General features: G+C 71.8%; 12 protein-coding genes and 1 pseudogene. 6 read left to right on the top strand and 7 right to left on the bottom strand.

Annotated features, from left to right (window positions below):
• Positions 1–171 precede the first annotated feature (171 nt).
• Positions 172–1275: a branched-chain amino acid aminotransferase gene (locus QNO07_RS22195; protein ID WP_283994017.1), complete on the top strand. Its 1104-nt coding sequence runs from the start codon at positions 172–174 to the stop codon at positions 1273–1275.
• 105 nt (positions 1276–1380) lie between these two features.
• On the opposite strand, the gene QNO07_RS22200 is transcribed toward QNO07_RS22195, so the two are convergent.
• Both QNO07_RS22200 and QNO07_RS22205 read right to left on the bottom strand, forming a co-directional pair.
• The gene (locus QNO07_RS22200) at positions 1381–3102 is read right to left on the bottom strand and encodes an acyl-CoA dehydrogenase family protein (RefSeq protein ID WP_283994018.1); all 1722 of its coding nucleotides are present in this window, start codon (positions 3100–3102) and stop codon (positions 1381–1383) included.
• Between the two features lie 50 nt (positions 3103–3152).
• Positions 3153–3767, bottom strand: coding sequence for a PadR family transcriptional regulator (locus QNO07_RS22205; RefSeq protein ID WP_283994019.1), 615 nt, complete (start codon positions 3765–3767; stop codon positions 3153–3155).
• Positions 3768–4200: 433 nt separating this feature from the next.
• Between QNO07_RS22205 and cimA the strand changes: the two genes are divergently transcribed.
• Positions 4201–5820 (top strand): citramalate synthase, encoded by a 1620-nt coding sequence (gene cimA / locus QNO07_RS22210; protein ID WP_283994020.1) that lies wholly within the window; start codon positions 4201–4203, stop codon positions 5818–5820.
• A 38-nt stretch (positions 5821–5858) separates the two neighbouring features.
• On the opposite strand, the gene QNO07_RS22215 is transcribed toward cimA, so the two are convergent.
• The 4 genes from QNO07_RS22215 to ureA form a co-directional block, all read right to left on the bottom strand.
• Positions 5859–6491, bottom strand: coding sequence for a TetR/AcrR family transcriptional regulator (locus tag QNO07_RS22215; RefSeq protein WP_283994021.1), 633 nt, complete (start codon positions 6489–6491; stop codon positions 5859–5861).
• Positions 6492–6538: 47 nt separating this feature from the next.
• The gene (locus QNO07_RS22220) at positions 6539–7579 is read right to left on the bottom strand and encodes an agmatine deiminase family protein (protein ID WP_283994023.1); all 1041 of its coding nucleotides are present in this window, start codon (positions 7577–7579) and stop codon (positions 6539–6541) included.
• 104 nt (positions 7580–7683) lie between these two features.
• Positions 7684–9384, bottom strand: coding sequence for an urease subunit alpha (locus QNO07_RS22225; protein WP_283994024.1), 1701 nt, complete (start codon positions 9382–9384; stop codon positions 7684–7686).
• Positions 9381–10067, bottom strand: a complete 687-nt coding sequence (gene ureA / locus QNO07_RS22230) for an urease subunit gamma (RefSeq protein WP_283994025.1) — start codon at positions 10065–10067, stop codon at positions 9381–9383. The genes QNO07_RS22225 and ureA overlap by 4 nt, the downstream gene beginning before the upstream one ends.
• Positions 10068–10522: 455 nt before the next feature.
• Between ureA and QNO07_RS22235 the strand changes: the two genes are divergently transcribed.
• Both QNO07_RS22235 and QNO07_RS22240 read left to right on the top strand, forming a co-directional pair.
• Positions 10523–12106: an acyl-CoA carboxylase subunit beta gene (locus tag QNO07_RS22235; protein WP_283994026.1), complete on the top strand. Its 1584-nt coding sequence runs from the start codon at positions 10523–10525 to the stop codon at positions 12104–12106.
• Positions 12107–12123: 17 nt separating this feature from the next.
• Entirely contained in the window at positions 12124–12348 is a 225-nt protein-coding gene (locus QNO07_RS22240) for an acyl-CoA carboxylase epsilon subunit (protein ID WP_283994027.1), read from the top strand.
• A gap of 354 nt (positions 12349–12702) precedes the next feature.
• Here QNO07_RS22240 and QNO07_RS22245 read toward each other — a convergent pair whose 3' ends face one another.
• Positions 12703–12876, bottom strand: coding sequence for a hypothetical protein (locus QNO07_RS22245; RefSeq protein WP_283994028.1), 174 nt, complete (start codon positions 12874–12876; stop codon positions 12703–12705).
• Positions 12877–13420: 544 nt separating this feature from the next.
• Between QNO07_RS22245 and QNO07_RS22250 the strand changes: the two genes are divergently transcribed.
• Both QNO07_RS22250 and QNO07_RS22255 read left to right on the top strand, forming a co-directional pair.
• On the top strand, positions 13421–16912 hold the full coding sequence (locus QNO07_RS22250; protein ID WP_283994030.1) for a nitrate- and nitrite sensing domain-containing protein: 3492 nt from the start codon (positions 13421–13423) through the stop codon (positions 16910–16912).
• Positions 16913–17015: pseudogene (locus QNO07_RS22255) on the top strand (roadblock/LC7 domain-containing protein); the annotation flags it as partial.

Consider the following 17015-nt stretch of genomic DNA (forward strand, 5'->3'; position numbering starts at 1 on the left):
GCTGTGCTACTCGGCGGTTGGGTGCGACCATCTGCCCCAGAGGCCGCCACCCGTGTCCTCGACGCGGCATGCCACGCGCGATAATCGGACGCGGGGCCGCCGTGCGAGGAGAAACTCGGACGTCCCAGTACGTGTGCGGTCCGCCACGCCGATCAGTGTAAGGACGCGCCCATGACGACCCCCGACATCACCTTCGACCTGAAGCCCTCCTCCCGGCCGCTGGCCGACGCCGAGCGCGAGGCGGCGCTGGCCGACCCCGGTTTCGGCCGGCACTTCACCGACCACATGGTCACCATCCGGTGGACCGAGGGGCGGGGCTGGCACGACGCCCAGCTCGAACCGTACGCGCCGCTCCAGCTGGACCCGGCGAACATGACGCTGCACTACGGCCAGGCCATCTTCGAGGGCCTCAAGGCCTTCCGGCAGGACGACGGCTCGGTGGCCCTCTTCCGCCCGGACGCCAACGCCCGGCGCTTCCAGCGGTCCGCCCGCCGCCTGGCCATGCCGGAGCTGCCGGAGCAGACCTTCGTCGAGGCGTGCGACCTGCTCGTCAAGCAGGACCTGGCGTGGGTGCCCGGCGTCGGCGAGCAGTCGCTCTACCTGCGGCCCTTCATGTTCGCCACCGAGGTGGGCCTCGGCGTGCGGCCCGCCAACGAGTACCTGTTCATCGTCATCGCCTCCCCGGCCGGCCCCTACTTCCCCGGCGGCGTGAAGCCGGTCTCGGTGTGGCTGTCCGAGGAGTACGTGCGGGCCGCCGCCGGCGGCACCGGCGAGGCCAAGTGCGCCGGCAACTACGCGGCCTCCCTCGTCGCCCAGGCCGAGGCCGCCCGCCACGGCTGCGAGCAGGTGGTCTGGCTCGACGCGGTCGAGCACCGCTGGGTCGAGGAGATGGGCGGGATGAACCTGTACTTCGTGAGGGGCACGGGTGCGGACGCCACCATCGTGACCCCGGAACTGACCGGCACGCTGCTGCCCGGCATCACGCGGGACTCCCTGCTGAGTGTCGCCGCCGACCTGGGCTACGGCACCGCCGAGGTCCGGCTGTCCACCGACGACTGGAAGGCCGGCAACGCCGACGGCTCGATCTCGGAGGTCTTCGCCTGCGGTACCGCCGCGGCCATCACCCCGGTCGGCTCGGTCAAGTCCGCCCGCGCCCAGTGGACCATCGGCGACGGGCAGCCCGGTGAGATCACCATGCGGCTGCGCGAGGCGCTGCTCGCCATCCAGACCGGCCGTGCCGCCGACCCGCACGGCTGGCTGCACCGCGTCGTCTGAGCCGCCACCCGCGGCCGCACCGCAGACGCCCCGCCGCCCGGACCGTCACGGTCCGGGCGGCGGGGCGCTTGCCCTCCGGGGTGAGCCGGACGGCCGGGCCGGCTGTCAGGGGCGCATCTCGTAGGCGTCGGCGAGGGCCTCCACCCGGGCCCACACGCGGGCGGTGCGCTCGGTGTCGGTCACCGGGCGGCGGACCTGGGCCAGCGCCCACTGCTGCTGCTTCTGCGTGGCCGAGTCCTTGCCGTGCAGCTCGACGGCGTGCGCGGAGAAGTCGCGGACCAGGATGCCGAACAGCTCGTCCAGCACGTCCTCGTCCAGGCCGGTCAACTGCGCCTGCTCCAGGATCAGCTGGCCGTGCACCACGAGCGCGAACAGCTGGCCGACGGCCAGCAGCAGGTCCAGGTCGCGGCTCTGCTCCTTGTCCGGCGCCGCCGTGGTGACGAACTCGCAGAGCGCGTCGGCCTGTTCGCGGAACCGTGCGACGTTGGGCACCGAGGCGTGCGCGTCGTAGGCGGTGCGCCAGTCGTGGAAGCGGACCGAGCCCAGGCCGCGGGTCGGACCCTGCCGGAAGAGGAAGTTGTCGTCGGCCGCGTCCAGTCGGGTGGGCACCGGCGCGTACTCGGCAGGGTTGAGCAGGTAGTTGCCCATGAACTTGAGGATGAGCGCCAGGTTGACGTGGACCGTGCCCTCCAGCTTCGGCAGGCCGCGGATCTCGGTGGCGGCCTGCGCGAAGTAGGTGTCCTTCTCGAAGCCCTTGGCGGCGATGACGTCCCACATGAGGTCGATCACCTTCTCGCCCTCGGTGGTCACCTTCATCTTGGTCATCGGGTTGAACAGCAGGTAGCGGCGGTCCTCGGGTCCGGCGGTGCGGAAGTAGTCCACCGCCCGGTCGCTGAACAGCTTCATGCCGACCAACCGCACGTAGGCGTCGGTCAGTTCACGCCGCACATGCGCGAAGTCGGTGACCCGGCGGCCGTACAGGACTCGGTGGTGGGCGTGGGCGACCGCCTCGTACATCGCGTGCTCGCAGATGCCCACGGACGCCGTGCACAGGTTGAACTTGCCGACGTTGACGGTGTTGAGCGCCGCGTCGAAGGCGGCCTGCCCGGTGTGCAGCACGTCCTCGGCGCGCACCGGGTAGTCGGTCAGCCGGAACTCGCTGACGTACTTCGAGGAGTCGACGACGTTCTTGACCAGGCCGTAGGCGGGGTGGCGGCTGTCGGCGGCGAAGAACACGTAGCCGTCGGGGCCCTCCATGTCGGCCCGGCGGCCGAACACCGACACCAGACCGGCGGCGTTGCCGTTGCCGATGTAGTACTTCGAACCGTTGGCGCGGAACCCGCCGTCGGCGTCCGGGGCGAGCACCATGTCGGTGGAGTAGATGTCGGCGCCGTGCGTCTTCTCCGACAGGCCGAAGGCGAACACCTCACCCTGATCGAGTAGTTCGGCGGCCCTCGACCGGGCGGCGGTGTTGTCGCTCTGCCAGACCGGGCCGAGCCCGAGCACCGTCACCTGCCAGGCGTACCAGTAGTCAAGGCCGTAGAAGCCGAAGATCTCGTTCAGTGCGGCGATGCGGGCGGTGTCCCAGCGCTTGTCGGCGCTCCCAGCCGCCTCACCGGCCGGGGTGAGGAACGTGGCGAACAGCTTCTCCTTGGTGGAGAACTCCAGGAAGTCGCTGAGCCAGGCACGTTCGCGGTAGTCGCTGAGCAGCTTGCGCTTGCCGCGCTCCTCGAACCAGTCGACGGTGGCGCGCAGCAGCCGCCGGGTCTCCGGGTCGAAGTGGGCGGGGTCGTAGGTGCGCGGGTTGAACAGCAGCGGGTCCGCCATGATGCGGTTCGCCTTCCTGGAGAGGGTGGGTGGTCGGTGCGTCGTGGAGGTCAGGAACCGGCGTCGTGAGAGCCGGTGGCGGTGCGGTCGGCGCCGGGGGAGCGGTCAGGGCCGTCGGTGTCGAGCCGGTGCAGGGTGGCCAGTACGTCGTCCAGCCAGGCCAGCGTCATGCGCTCGTACTCGATGCCGCCGCGCAGCACCACGTGCTGGAGCTGCTCGCCGGCGGTGAGGTCCTGTCCGGCGGGGAAGTCCCGCCGCTCCCCGGTGAGGTACCGGGCGAGCCGTGCGGCGTGCGCGGCGTGGTGCCGCCGCACCTCGGCGACCAGCCGGTGCAGCTCCGCCGGGTCGTCGAAGGCCGCGCCGCGGACCTTCACCGCCAGGTCGTGCCGCACGCTCTCCGGCTCCACCGGCGCGTGCAGCCAGTCGGTGAGCGTCGCCCGCCCGGCGGCGGCGACGGAGTACACCTTCTTGTCGGGCCGGGACTCCTGCGGCACCTCGCGCACGTCGATCAGCCCGTCGGCCTCCATGCGCTTCAGCACCCGGTATATCTGCTGGTGCGTGGCCGTCCAGAAGTAGCCGATCGACCGGTCGAAGCGCCGGGCCAGTTCGTACCCCGACCCGGGCTGCTCCAGGAGGGAGACGAGGATCGCGTGCTCCAGTGCCATACCCGGCAGCCTGCTATGCAACTTGTTGCATAGGCAAGGGTGGGCAGGTGAGGTGAGACGAGAGTCACCGGCAGTTGCGACCGCCCGGGAGAACGGGGCCCGTTCACCTGTTACCGGCCGGTATCGCACCGAAAGGGTCCGAATCCTGAGACGCAGGGTGAAGTGGTGGCGACCCTGTGCCAGACTTCCCGCGTGCTCTCACTGGTCATGATTATTGGTGACAGCGCGCCGGTCCGCAGTGACCGCTGACCGCCCGGGAACCCAGGCGGCAGTGGGCACCGTGCCTCAGACCCGCGCGCAGACCTCTCGCATCCGCGAGGGGTTTTTTCGTTTTCCGGCCCACCCGCGCCGGAAGGCGGGCCGCGCGCGATGATGGGGGCAAGTGGAGCCCTTCGTTCCGGATCCACTCATTTCTTGTAGGAGTCTGACCAGCATGACCACGGACGCACCCGACGACTCGTTCCACGTCTTCGACACCACGCTGCGCGACGGCGCCCAGCGCGAGGGGATCAACCTCTCCGTGTCGGACAAGCTGACCATCGCGCGCCACCTGGACGACTTCGGCGTGGGCTTCATCGAGGGGGGCTGGCCGGGCGCGAACCCGCGGGACACCGAGTTCTTCCAGCGCGCCAAGGCGGAGATCACCTTCCGCAACGCCCAGCTGGTGGCCTTCGGCGCCACCCGCCGGGCCGGGGTGCGGGCCGAGGACGACCCGCAGGTGCAGGCCCTCGCCGACTCCGGCGCCCCCGTGGTCACGCTGGTCGCCAAGTCGCACGACCGGCACGTGGAGCTGGCGCTGCGCACCACGCTGGAGGAGAACCTCGCGATGGTCCGTGACACCGTCGCCCATCTGCGCGAGCGGGGACGCCGGGTCTTCGTCGACTGCGAGCACTTCTTCGACGGCTACCAGGCCAACCCCGCATACGCCAAGCAGGTCGTGCGCACCGCGCACGAGGCGGGCGCGGACGTCGTGGTGCTGTGCGACACCAACGGCGGCATGCTGCCCGCGCAGGTCCAGGCGGTGGTGCGGACGGTACTCGCCGACACCGGGGCCAGGCTCGGCATCCACGCCCAGGACGACACCGGCTGCGCCGTCGCCAACACGCTGGCCGCGGTCGACGCGGGCGCCACGCACGTCCAGTGCACCGCCAACGGCTACGGCGAGCGGGTGGGCAACGCCAACCTGTTCCCGGTGGTGGCGGCCCTCCAGCTGAAGTACGGCCGGACCGTGGTGCCCCCGGCCGCGCTGCCGGAGATGACCCGCATCTCGCACGCCATCGCCGAGGTCGTCAACCTCACTCCCTCCACCCACCAGCCGTACGTCGGCCTCTCCGCCTTCGCGCACAAGGCCGGACTGCACGCCTCGGCGATCAAGGTCGACCCCGACCTGTACCAGCACATCGACCCCGAGCAGGTCGGCAACTCCATGCGCATGCTCGTCTCCGACATGGCCGGACGCGCCTCGGTGGAGCTGAAGGGCAAGGAACTCGGCTACGACCTGACCGGCGACCGGGACGCGGTCGGCCGCATCGTCGCCCGGGTGAAGGAGCAGGAACTCAAGGGCTACACCTACGAGGCCGCCGACGCCTCCTTCGAACTGCTGCTGCGCGACGAGGTGCACCGCGAGCCGGGCAGCGACGCCGACGCGCCGCGCTTCTACCGGCTGGAGTCGTGGCGGGCGATCGTCGAGGACCGCCCCGACGGCACCCACGCCAACGAGGCCACCGTGCGCCTGCGCGCCAAGGGCGAGCGGGTGGTGGCCACCGGCGAGGGCAACGGCCCCGTGCACGCGCTGGACCGCGCGCTGCGGGTGGCGCTGGAGCGGGTCTTCCCCGAGCTGGCCCGGCTGGAGCTGGTCGACTACAAGGTGCGCATCCTGGAGGGCAAGCACGGCACCGAGTCCACCACCCGGGTGCTGATCTCCACCAGCGACGGCACCTCGGAGTGGTCCACCGTCGGCGTCGCGGACAACGTCATCGCCGCGTCCTGGCAGGCGCTCGACGACGCCTACACCTACGGACTGCTGCGGGCCGGGCTGCGTCCCACCGAGTGAACCGCGCGGCCCCTGCCGCCTGCACCGCCGTCCGCCGGTCAGGCGGCGGGGGCGGGCGGCAGGGCCAGCGACGCGTCGAAGTGGTCCCGCACATGGCCGAGCACCGCGGCCCGGTCCGTGCCCGGCAGGCCCACCACCAGGTGGGTGCCGAAGCCGTCCAGCAGCGCCCGGGTGCGGGTGGCGAACCGCTCGGCGTCCACGGCCCGGAACTCGCCGCGTGCCGCTCCCTCCACGAACAGCGCCACCAGGTCCCGGTGCCAGGCCAGTTCCAGCTCCAGCTGCCGGGCGCGGACCTCGTCGTCGGCGGACAGCGACCGGTTCCACACCTCCAGCCACAGCGCCCACGCCGGGTCGCGCGGCCCCTGTGGCAGGTACAGGTCGACCAGCGCGTCCAGCCGCTCGCGGACCGGCGTCCGCCGGGCCAGCGCTGCGCGGCGCTGCGCGCCGAGCCGCTCCTCGCTCCACTGGAGGGTCTGCAGCAGCAGCTCGTCCTTGGTCTTGAAGTAGTACAGCAGGTGGCCGCTGCTCATGCCGACCTCCCGGCCGAGGCCCGCCATGGTGAGGCGGTCCAGGCCGGAGTCGGCGATGGCCTCCATCGCCGCCGCGAGCAGCCGCTCGCGCGGCTGGGCCGGCCGCCGGGCGCGCCCGCCCGCCCCGGTACGTGATGCCACTGGCCGGCTCCTCCCCTTGCCCCGCGACTTTCTGCCCGCGACGGCCCTCAGGCCGCTGTGATCCTCGGCTGCTGCTGGGTGATGCAGTGGATGCCGCCACCCGCGGCGAAGATCGTACGCGCGTCGACCAGCGTCACCGTACGGTCGGGGAAGAGACGGCGGAAGATCCCGGCGTTGTGCTCGTCCATCCGGTCGCCGAACCCGCACAGCACGACGCCGCGGTTGCACAGGTAGTGGTTGACGTAGGACCAGTCCACCGGTTCGCCGTCGACCTCGGTCACCGTCGGCGCGGGCAGTTCGACGACCTCGATGGTCCGGCCCCGGGCGTCGGTGGCGGCCCGCAGCCGCTTCACCGTGTCCCGGCACACCTCGTGGTCGGGGTGCGCCGGATCGGGCTGCACGTGGGCGACGACCACACCGGGACGGACGAACGCCGCGACGAGGTCCACATGGCCGCGGGTGCCGAAGGGGCCGTAGTCGGCGGTCAGGCCGCGCGGCAGCCAGATCGCCTTGCGGGTGCCGAGCCGACGGTGGATCTCGGCCTCGACCCGCTCGTGTGTCCAGCCCGGGTTGCGGCCCGGGTCGAGCTGGACCGTCTCGGTCAGCAGCACGGTGCCCTCGCCGTCGACGTGGATGCCGCCGCCCTCGTTGACCAGGTCCGAGCGGTGCGCCTCGGCTCCCGCCAGGGCGGCGACGGCGCCGCCGACACCCGCGTCCAGGCCCCAGCGGGCCCAGTCCTGCGCGCCCCAGCCGTTGAACGTCCAGTCCACGGCGGCGAGCCGCCCGCCGCCGGTGACGAAGGTCGGGCCGATGTCGCGCATCCACGCGTCGTCCAGCGGGCGTTCGGCCACCTCGATGCCCGGGCCGAGCTGCCGCCGGGCGTGTGCGGCCTGCTCCGGGGAGGCCAGCACGGTGACCGGCTCGAAGCGGCGCACGGCTCGGGCCACCGACGCCCACGCCGCCTGCGCGTCGGCCAGTGACTCCGCGGAGTCGAAGGTCGGGTTCGGGCCCGGCCAGGCCATCCAGGTGCGGGTGTGCGGCGCCCACTCGGGCGGCATGTGGAAAGCGGTCGCGGCGGGTGCGGGCATGCGGAGTCCTCGGGTGCGGACCGGCACGGGACGTGTCGGTGGTGGTGGGGGAGAGGGGCGGTGGTGTGGCTTCCGGACGCGGCCCTTCGGAGGGGGCGTGGCCGTCAGAGGAAGTACAGGCGGTTGAGCGAGACGCTGTCCGCCGGCCGGGAACGCAATGGACGGTCGTCGAGCGTGACCAGGCCGGTGCGGTCGTCCACGTCTACGTGGCCGGTGCGGGAGTTGTGCACCAGGTCCGCCGGGCCGATGCCGCGGGTGCCGCGCACCGCCACCCGGCGGCGCCGGGTGGGCAGCAGGTCACCGCCCTGCTCGGCGGCGGCCCGCGAGACGAAGGCCACCGACAGTTCCGCCGGCGCGGCCCCGAACGCCCCGAACTGCGGTCCGAGCACCAGCGGTTCGCAGGTGTCGGTGGCGGCGTTGGGGTCACCGGTGACGCCGTACGCGGGGTAGCCGGACTTCAGCACCAGTTGCGGCTTCGCACCGAAGAAGGCCGGCTTCCACAGCACGACGTCGGCGAGCTTGCCCACCTCAAGGGACCCCACCTCGTGCGCCAGGCCGTGGGCCAGCGCCGGGTTGAGCGTCAGCTTGGCGATGTAGCGCAGCACCCGCGCGTTGTCGTCGTCCGGGCCGTCGCCCTCCAGCGGGCCGCGTTCGGCCTTCAGCTTGCCCGCCATCTGGAAGGTGCGCCGGACGGTCTCCCCGGCCCGGCCCATGCCCTGCGCGTCGGAGGAGGTGATGCCGATGGCGCCCAAGTCGTGCAGCACGTCCTCGGCGCCCATGGTGCCCGCGCGGATGCGGTCCCGGGCCATCGCGGCGTCACCGGGCAGGTCCGTCTTCAGGTCGTGGACGGAGACGATCATGCCGTAGTGCTCGGCGACGGCGTCCCGGCCGAACGGCAGCGTGGGATTGGTCGAGGAGCCGATCACGTTCGGCACGCCGGCCATCTTCAGCACGTTCGGCACGTGGCCGCCGCCGCAGCCCTCGATGTGGAAGGCGTGGATCGTGCGGCCGTCCAGCACCGCCAGGGTGTCCTCGACGGCCAGCGACTCGTTGAGGCCGTCGCTGTGCAGGGCCACCTGCACGTCGTGCTCCTCCGCGGTCCGCAGCGCCGTGTCCAGGGCGCGCCGGTGGGCGCCCATGTCCTCGTGGACCTTGAAACCGCAGGCGCCGCCCTCGGCCAGCGCCTCCACCAGCGGAGCCGCGTCCGAGGACGAGCCGCGCCCCAGGAAGCCGATGTTGACCGGCCAGGCGTCGAAGGCGCCGAAGGTGTGCCGCAGCGCCCACGGCGAGTTGACGCCCACTCCCCACACGGGGCCGAACTCCTGGCCGATGACGGTGGTGACCCCCGAGGCCAGCGAGGCCTCCATGACCCGCGGCGACAGCAGGTGCACATGGGTGTCCACGGCACCGGCGGTGGCGATCAGCCCCTCGCCGGAGACGATGGTCGTGCCGGTGCCGACCACCACGTCCACCCCGTCCAGGGTGTCGGGGTTGCCCGCCCGGCCGACGGCGTGGATACGGCCCTCGCGGATCCCGACGGACAGCTTGCGGATGCCCTGCACGGCGTCGATCACCAGCACGTTGCTGATGACCACGTCGCAGGTCTCGCGGACGGCAGCAGCCTTCAGGTGCAGCCCGTCGCGCGCGGTCTTGCCGAAGCCGGCCAGGAACTCGTCGCCGCGCCGCTGGGAGTCGGACTCCACCCGGACCACCAGGCCGCTGTCACCCAGCCGCACCCGGTCGCCGGCCCGCGGGCCGTGCACGGCGGCGTAGTCACCGGCCGCCTGCTCGTGGGTACCGCTCATGGTGCCGCTCCTTCCGCTCCGAGATATCCGCAGGCCGCCGCCCTGCGCAGCGCCTCCTCCCTGGCCCCCGGCGCGTCCAGGGGGCCGTCCACCAGTCCGGCGAAACCGATCGCGATCCGGTCGCCGCCGATCGGCACCAGCGGGGCCGCGACCTGCTCCCCGGGGCCGAACCGCAGCGAGGAGCCGGCCGGCACGCACAGCCGCATGCCGTAGGCGGCGGCCCGGTCGAAGCGCAGCCGGGGGTTGGCCTCGAAGAAGTGGAAGTGCGAGGTGACGCTGACCGGCACGGTCGCGGTGTTCAGCACGTCGAGCGTCAGGACCGGTTCCGGAGCGGGTGCGGACGGGCCCGGCAGAACAGCGCCTGGCCCGTCCGCGGCGGCCTCCGCGATCGGCTCGGGCACCACCGCGAGTCGCGAACCGTCGTCGAACACCGCCTCCACGTGAACCTCGGTGACGATCTCGGCCACCCCGGGCAGTACGTCCTCCGGCCCGAGCACGGCACGGGCGGCACGGATCGCGTCGGCGAGCCGGAGCCCGTCGCGGGCCGCCTCGCACACGGTGTCGGCGATCAGCGCCGTCGCCTCGGGCACGTTGAGCAGCAGTCCGCGGGCCCGCCGGGCGCGGGCCAGTTCCGCGGCGCCGAACAGCAGCAACCGGTCGCGTTCGGTCGGTGTGAGCCGCATGCCGCACCTCCTCCAGGTCTCACCCGGCACGCCCGGTCGATCGCCGGCGTCCTGGTTTAGAGCACCACTCTAAACAATGATTCGGTAAGTCGGCAGTGTGCTGCGAGTGCAGAGTGGACGAGAACCCGGAAGGCCTCAGGTGATCGAGCGCCGTTCTATGACGGTGGGACCGGGGGAACCGGTGGGACAGGCGCTGGGGGGAGGGGTCGGGTGTGACGATCCGGTGGTGACAGCCGCAGTGGACGTCGCCCGTCCGGCCCGCGCTGGCCTCGGCTTATCGGGCGGCAGCGTGCTCCTGTAGGAGTTCGACAGTGCGTCACCCGGTGGTTCTGAGGAATCCCCTGCTCGACACGTGCTGGGTGGGGTGGTTCTGTCCAGCGCAGCCATGAATCCCGGGCAGAGACTGTACGAATCTGACCACGGCGATGTGGGCGGGGGTTTCGTAGGGTCTATACATGACCGATCTGCCCCAGACCTCAGCCACGGCCACCGACGCACGCGGACGCACCGCCGAGCTGCACGCCATCCGTGAGGAAGTCCGGCGCGGTCCCAGCGAGCGCGCCACCGAGGCGCAGCACGCGAAGGGCAAGCTGACAGCGCGTGAGCGGATCGACCTGCTGCTGGACGAGGGCTCCTTCCGCGAGTTGGAGCCCCTTCGCCGGCATCGGGCGACGGGGTTCGGGCTGGAGGCACGGCGTCCGTACACCGACGGTGTGGTGACGGGGTGGGGGACGGTGCATGGGCGGACGGTGTTCGTGTATGCGCATGATTTTCGGATCTTCGGGGGTGCGTTGGGGGAGGCGCATGCGGAGAAGATCCACAAGCTGATGGATCGGGCGATTGCGGCGGGTGCGCCGTTGGTGTCGCTGAACGATGGTGCGGGGGCGCGGATTCAGGAGGGGGTGTCGGCGCTTGCGGGGTATGGGGGGATCTTCCAGCGGAACACGCGGGCGTCGGGGGTGATTCCGCAGATCTCGGTGATGTTGGGGCCGTGTGCGGGCGGTGCGGCGTATTCGCCGGCGTTGACGGATTTCGTGTTCATGGTGCGGGAGACGTCGCAGATGTTCATCACGGGTCCTGATGTGGTGAAGGCGGTGACGGGGGAGGACATCTCGCAGAACGGGCTGGGTGGTGCGGATGTGCACGCCGGCACGTCGGGGGTGGCGCACTTCGCCTACGACGACGAGCAGACCTGTCTGGAGGAGGTCCGCTACCTGTTGTCCCTCCTCCCGCAGAACAACCGGGAGAACCCGCCCACGGCCGCGACCGAGGACCCGGCCGACCGCCGTTCGGACTCGCTGCTCGAACTGGTCCCCGCCGACGGCAACCGGCCGTACGACATGCGCAAGGTCATCGAGGAGCTCGTCGACGACGGCGACTACCTGGAGATCCACGAGCGGTGGGCCACCAACATCCTTTGCGCGCTCTCCCGGCTGGACGGACAGGTGGTGGGCATCGTCGCCAACCAGCCGCAGTCCCTGGCCGGCGTGCTCGACATCGAAGCCTCCGAGAAGGCCGCACGTTTTGTCCAGATGTGCGATGCTTTCAACATCCCCATCGTCACGCTGCTCGACGTGCCCGGGTTCCTGCCCGGCGTCGACCAGGAGCACGGCGGGATCATCCGGCACGGGGCGAAGCTGCTGTACGCGTACTGCAACGCCACCGTGCCGCGGATCTCAGTGGTACTTCGAAAGGCGTATGGCGGTGCGTACATCGTGATGGACTCCCAGTCCATTGGCGCGGACCTCACCTACGCCTGGCCGACCAACGAGATCGCGGTGATGGGCGCCGAGGGCGCCGCCAACGTCATCTTCCGCAAGCAGATCGCGGCCGCCGACGACTCCGACGCCATGCGCAGCCGCATGGTCAAGGAGTACAAGGCCGAGCTGATGCACCCCTACTACGCCGCCGAGCGCGGCCTGGTCGACGACGTCATCGACCCGAGCGAGACGCGCGAGGTGCTCATCCGCTCGCTCGCGATGCTGCGCACGAAGCACGCGGACCTGCCGTCGCGCAAGCACGGCAACCCGCCCCAGTGACCTCTTGTACCGAACAGATGGAGCCCGTTGTGAGTACCGCTGACACCACCAACCTGGTCCGGGTCGAGAAGGGCGAGGCCAGCGACGAGGAAGTGGCCGCGGTGACCGCGCTGCTGCTGGCCCGCGCCGCCTCCGCCCAGCACGGCGCCGGCCCGGCCGGCCGCCCGCGCCGCAGCACCGCCGGCTGGCGGCGCCTGGAGCGCACCCCCGGCTTCCGCGCCCCGCACAGCTGGCAGGGCTGACCCCGCCCTCAGGCGCCGGGCGCTGACTCCGCCCTCGGGTGCCGGGCGCACCTGCCGCGCCGTCCGGCGGTGTCCACTGCCGCGCTCCTGCACGACTGTCGCGCTTCCGCACGCCCCTTGTTCGCCGCCGCAAGCCGGTGCACGCAGGTGCGGTCCGAAGCAGGCTCCGCACGCCGGGCCGGCCTCGCAGGGAGGCAGGCTCCACAGGCAGAGCAGGCCGCGCACCACAGCAGCCCCGCACATCTCGGAACCGACGGTTCCGGATGTGCGGGGCTGCTGTGGTGTACGGAGACGCGGGCCGGGTGAGGTCCGCGTGCCGCCCGGGTGGTGGGGGCGGCGAACTCCTGACCGCCGTCAGCCGGCCACGGGGGCGTCCATCAGGACGGTGCGCCGCGGGTTGGCGGTGGCCGGGGGCAACTCGGCCGGGTGCTCGGCCTCCTCACGGGTCAGTTCGGCGGCATCGGTGAGATGCGCGAGCGTCGTGCGGTCCGGGTTGGCGGTGCTGCGCATGAGCAAAGTCGTCTTCACGCTGAGTAGGCCTCTTGTCTGTTCCGTACGTGATGTAAACGCCGAGAGTAAAACTGCTTTCCCGTCCGGTGGCCGATACAGACAATTGAGGACCTGTGAGTTTCCTCACCAGGTGCCGGGCAAATGGTGCAAAACGGAGAGAGGCTGCCAGGGGACGAACCGCCGTGAAACAGGACTGAACCCCACGTTCCGCTCTTAGGGGCGGACGCCATGGGGTGTCGCACGCCTGTCCGACACGCGGCCGGAAGTCCGTTTTGTATGGTGTTGCATCTCACGGCCCGTCACCCAGTACCAGCGCAGCGTCACACATGTCACAGCTCGACACTCGGCCCTTGTTGGAGATCCTGCACTGTGCTGGAATCTCTCGAACCGCCGCAGGTACATCAGCCGGCGCGTATGGGGGCGCACAGCAGCGCCGCGCGGCGGTGGTGACGAGATGCGCCGGTCGCTCACGACCGTCGGGGTGGCCCCAGGGGATTTCCCCGACTCAATACCGTCTTCCTGCTCACGCGGGGAGGCGCCTGGTCCAGAGGTTGCGACGCTAGTGCAGGGACGTTTCAAGAGGGATGGCAGCGCTGCGGGGGACCCGGAGCTGCGCGGGGCAACCGACCGCGGCTCCTCTCCCCAGCGCACGCAGGAAACCGGTCCGCCGGCGGCAGCACACGACGCCGACAGCGGCTCCGGTGCCGTGGCGCACCCGGAAGGTGGCACCGGCGGCCCCGCGGGTCCCGCCGAACCCACGGGCCCGGGGTCGCGGCTGGCTCTGCGCAACTGGCGGATCAGCACCCGCCTGGTGTCGCTGCTGGCCCTGCCCGTGGTGGCGGCGACGACCCTGGGCGCGTTCCGGATCGTCGACGCGACCGGGGAGGTCGAGCAGCTCGAGAACATGAAGCTGCTCACCGAGATGACGCAGCAGGCCACCGAGCTGGCCGCCGCGCTCCAGGAGGAGCGCGACCGCTCCGCCGGTCCGCTCACCGCCCACGGCAACGCCAAGGACGACACCGTCGTCGGCCCGCGGGAGAAGACGGACAAGGCCAAGCAGTCCTTCAACGAGGCCACCGGCGACCTCACCGCCGACGGTGACGAACTGCTCACCGGTGTGCAGGCGACGATCATCGACATCGGCCGCCAGCTCAACACCATCAAGAACATCCGCGAGCGGGCCTACGAGAGCCCGGACGCGATCGCCGAGACCGTCGGCGACTACAACCAGCTGATCGAGTCGCTGCTGTCCCTGTCGCAGGACATGGCCCAGGCGACCAGCAACCCGGAGATGATCCGGAGCACGCGTGCCCTGGCCGCGTTCTCCACCGCCAAGGAGTACGCCTCCATGCAGCGGGCCGTCATCAGCGCGGGCCTCGCCCCGCGGGACGGCGCCAAGCTCTCCGAGAACGACCGGCGCTACGGCAAGACGGCGAACGAGAACGAACGCGCCGCGATGAACCGCTTCAACGTCATCTACGGGCCGGAGCGGGCCACCGAGCTGACGCAGCCCCTCGACGGCGGCATCGTCAACATCACCTCCGCCAACGAGTACGCCTCCCGGGTCTTCAAGAGCCCCGAGGGCATCAAGGCGGAGACCCGTTCGTACATGGACTGGTACGACCAGGACCGTACGAAGATCGACGAGATGGCCAAGATCGAGAAGACCCTGCTGACGCAGATGGAGCAGCAGGCCCGCGAGCTGCGCGCCGAAGCCCAGCGGGACGCGCTCATCAACGGTGCCATCATCCTGCTGGTCCTCGGCATCTCGCTCGTCGGCGCCTTCGTCGTGGCCCGGTCCATGGTCCGCTCGCTGCGCCGACTCCAGGACACCGCCCAGGACGTCGCCCGCAACCGGCTGCCCGAGCTGGTCAAGCAGCTCTCCGAGACCGACCCGCAGGAGGTGGACACCACCGTCGAGTCGGTCGGTGTGCACAGCCGGGACGAGATCGGAAAGGTCGCCGCGGCGTTCGACGACGTCCACCGCGAAGCCGTCCGGCTCGCCGGTGACCAGGCGCTGCTGCGGGGCAACGTCAACGCGATGTTCACCAACCTCTCGCGCCGCAGCCAGGGCCTCATCCAGCGCCAGCTGTCGCTGATCTCCGAACTGGAGTCCCGCGAGGCCGACCCGGACCAGCTGTCCTCGCTGTTCAAGCTGGACCACCTCGCGACCCGTATGCGCCGGAACGGTGAGAACCTGCTGGTCCTCGCCGGCGAGGAGCCGGGCCGCCGCTGGACCCGCCCGGTGCCGCTGGTCGACGTGCTCCGCGCCGCCGCCTCCGAGGTGGAGCAGTACGAGCGCATCGAACTCAGCTCGGTGCCGTCGACCGAGGTCGCCGGCCGCGTCGTCAACGACCTCGTGCACCTGCTCGCCGAGCTGCTGGAGAACGCCACCTCGTTCTCCTCGCCGCAGACCAAGGTCAAGGTCACCGGTCACGCCCTGCCCGACGGCCGGGTGCTGGTCGAGATCCACGACACCGGCATCGGCCTCTCGCCCGAGGACCTGGCGGCGATCAACGACCGGCTGGCCAACCCGCCGGTCGTGGACGTCTCGGTGTCCCGCCGCATGGGCCTGTTCGTGGTCGGCCGCCTCTCGCTGCGGCACGGCATCCGGATACAGCTGCGGCCCTCGGACTCGGGCGGCACCACCGCCCTGGTCATGCTGCCCGTCGACGTCGCCCACGGCCCCGGCCAGGGCCCCAAGGGCAAGCCCGGTGCCCCGCAGGCGCCGGCCTCGGCCACGCTCAAGCGGGAGCCGCAGGGCTCCGGCTCCCCGGGCAGCAAGCTCGGCGCGCTCCCCACTCGCGGCCAGGTGCCCGGCAGCGCCCCGCGCCCGGCCCTCCCGGCCAACGGGCCCGGCGGCCCGGGCGGCAACGGCCGCGGCAACCGCGGCCCCGGTGGCGGCCCTGGCGGCGGTCCCGGTGGCAACGGCCGCGGTCCCGGCGGCATGCCGCCGCGTTCCGCCCCGCAGCAGCCCTCCGCGCACCCGCAGCAGCCGCCCGCGCCTCCCCGCCAGGCGCCCGCGCCGAGCGGTCCGCCGCAGCCCGCCAACGCCTCCGCCGGCCGTCCGCCGCAGCTGCCGCCGCGCGGCGGCGGCCCGGTGGGCGAACTGCCCTCCCGCGAGCAGCCCGCCGGCCGTCCCCCGCAGGGTGGCGCGCCGAACGAGCCGCAGCAGCGGCCCAGTTGGGCGGGCAACCGCGAGGAGCTGATACCCGGCCAGCGTGACCGCAACGGAGCCGACGTGCCCCGCGGGCACGAGGACCCCGAGGCCACCGGCGAGTTCACCCGTCCCGGCTTCACCGGAGCCACCAGCGGCGCGCCCCGCCAGGACGCCCCGCCGCAGCAGCGCCAGGAGTCCCACGGCAACCGGCAGGACGCCTACGGCAGCCAGCAGGACTCCTATGAAGGCCAGTCCTACGGCAACCGCCAGGAGCAGTACGACACCGGCAACTACCCGGTGCCCGTCTCCTCGTCGCCGGCCCGCCGGGACGACACCACCGAGCTGGACATCCCCATCGCCCCGACGGCCACCGCTGATGTGCGCACGCCGATATTCGAGGAGATGGAGACCAGTTGGTTCTCGGCCAGGACCCGCAGGTCCGCCCCGGCCGACACCGCGCCCGAGCCCGAGCCGGAGCCGGTGCAGCCCGCCCCGGCCCCGCTGCCGGCCCGTTCCGCGGCACCCGCCGCACCGGCGGCGATGCCGCAGCGCACCCCCGCGCGCGCCGAGGTCGGCGACACCGCCTCGACCGGCGAATGGCAGGCCTCGCCCAACGACGAGCGCTGGCGCCGGGCCGAGCGCCTGCGCCAGCCGGCCGCAGGCGGCGTCACCACCTCGGGACTGCCCCGCAGGGTGCCCCGTGCGAACCTGGTGGCAGGCACCGCCCAGCAGCAGTCGGCCACGCCGACCGGTCCGCAGGTCTCGCGCGCCCCCAGTGACGTGCGCGGCCGTCTGACCAATCTCCGCCGCGGCATCCAGCAGGGCCGCCAGGCCGGCGGGGGACCCGGCAGCACCGAACGGGGTTCCGGCCCCACCTACCAGCAGGAGCGTTAGTTGAGTCCGATGAGCCAGGCGGCGCAGAATCTGAACTGGTTGATCACCAACTTTGTGGAGAACACCCCGGGGGTGTCGCACACGGTGGTGGTTTCCGCCGACG

It is taken from the genome of Streptomyces sp. 549 (assembly GCF_030124175.1).
Classification (GTDB): domain Bacteria; phylum Actinomycetota; class Actinomycetes; order Streptomycetales; family Streptomycetaceae; genus Streptomyces.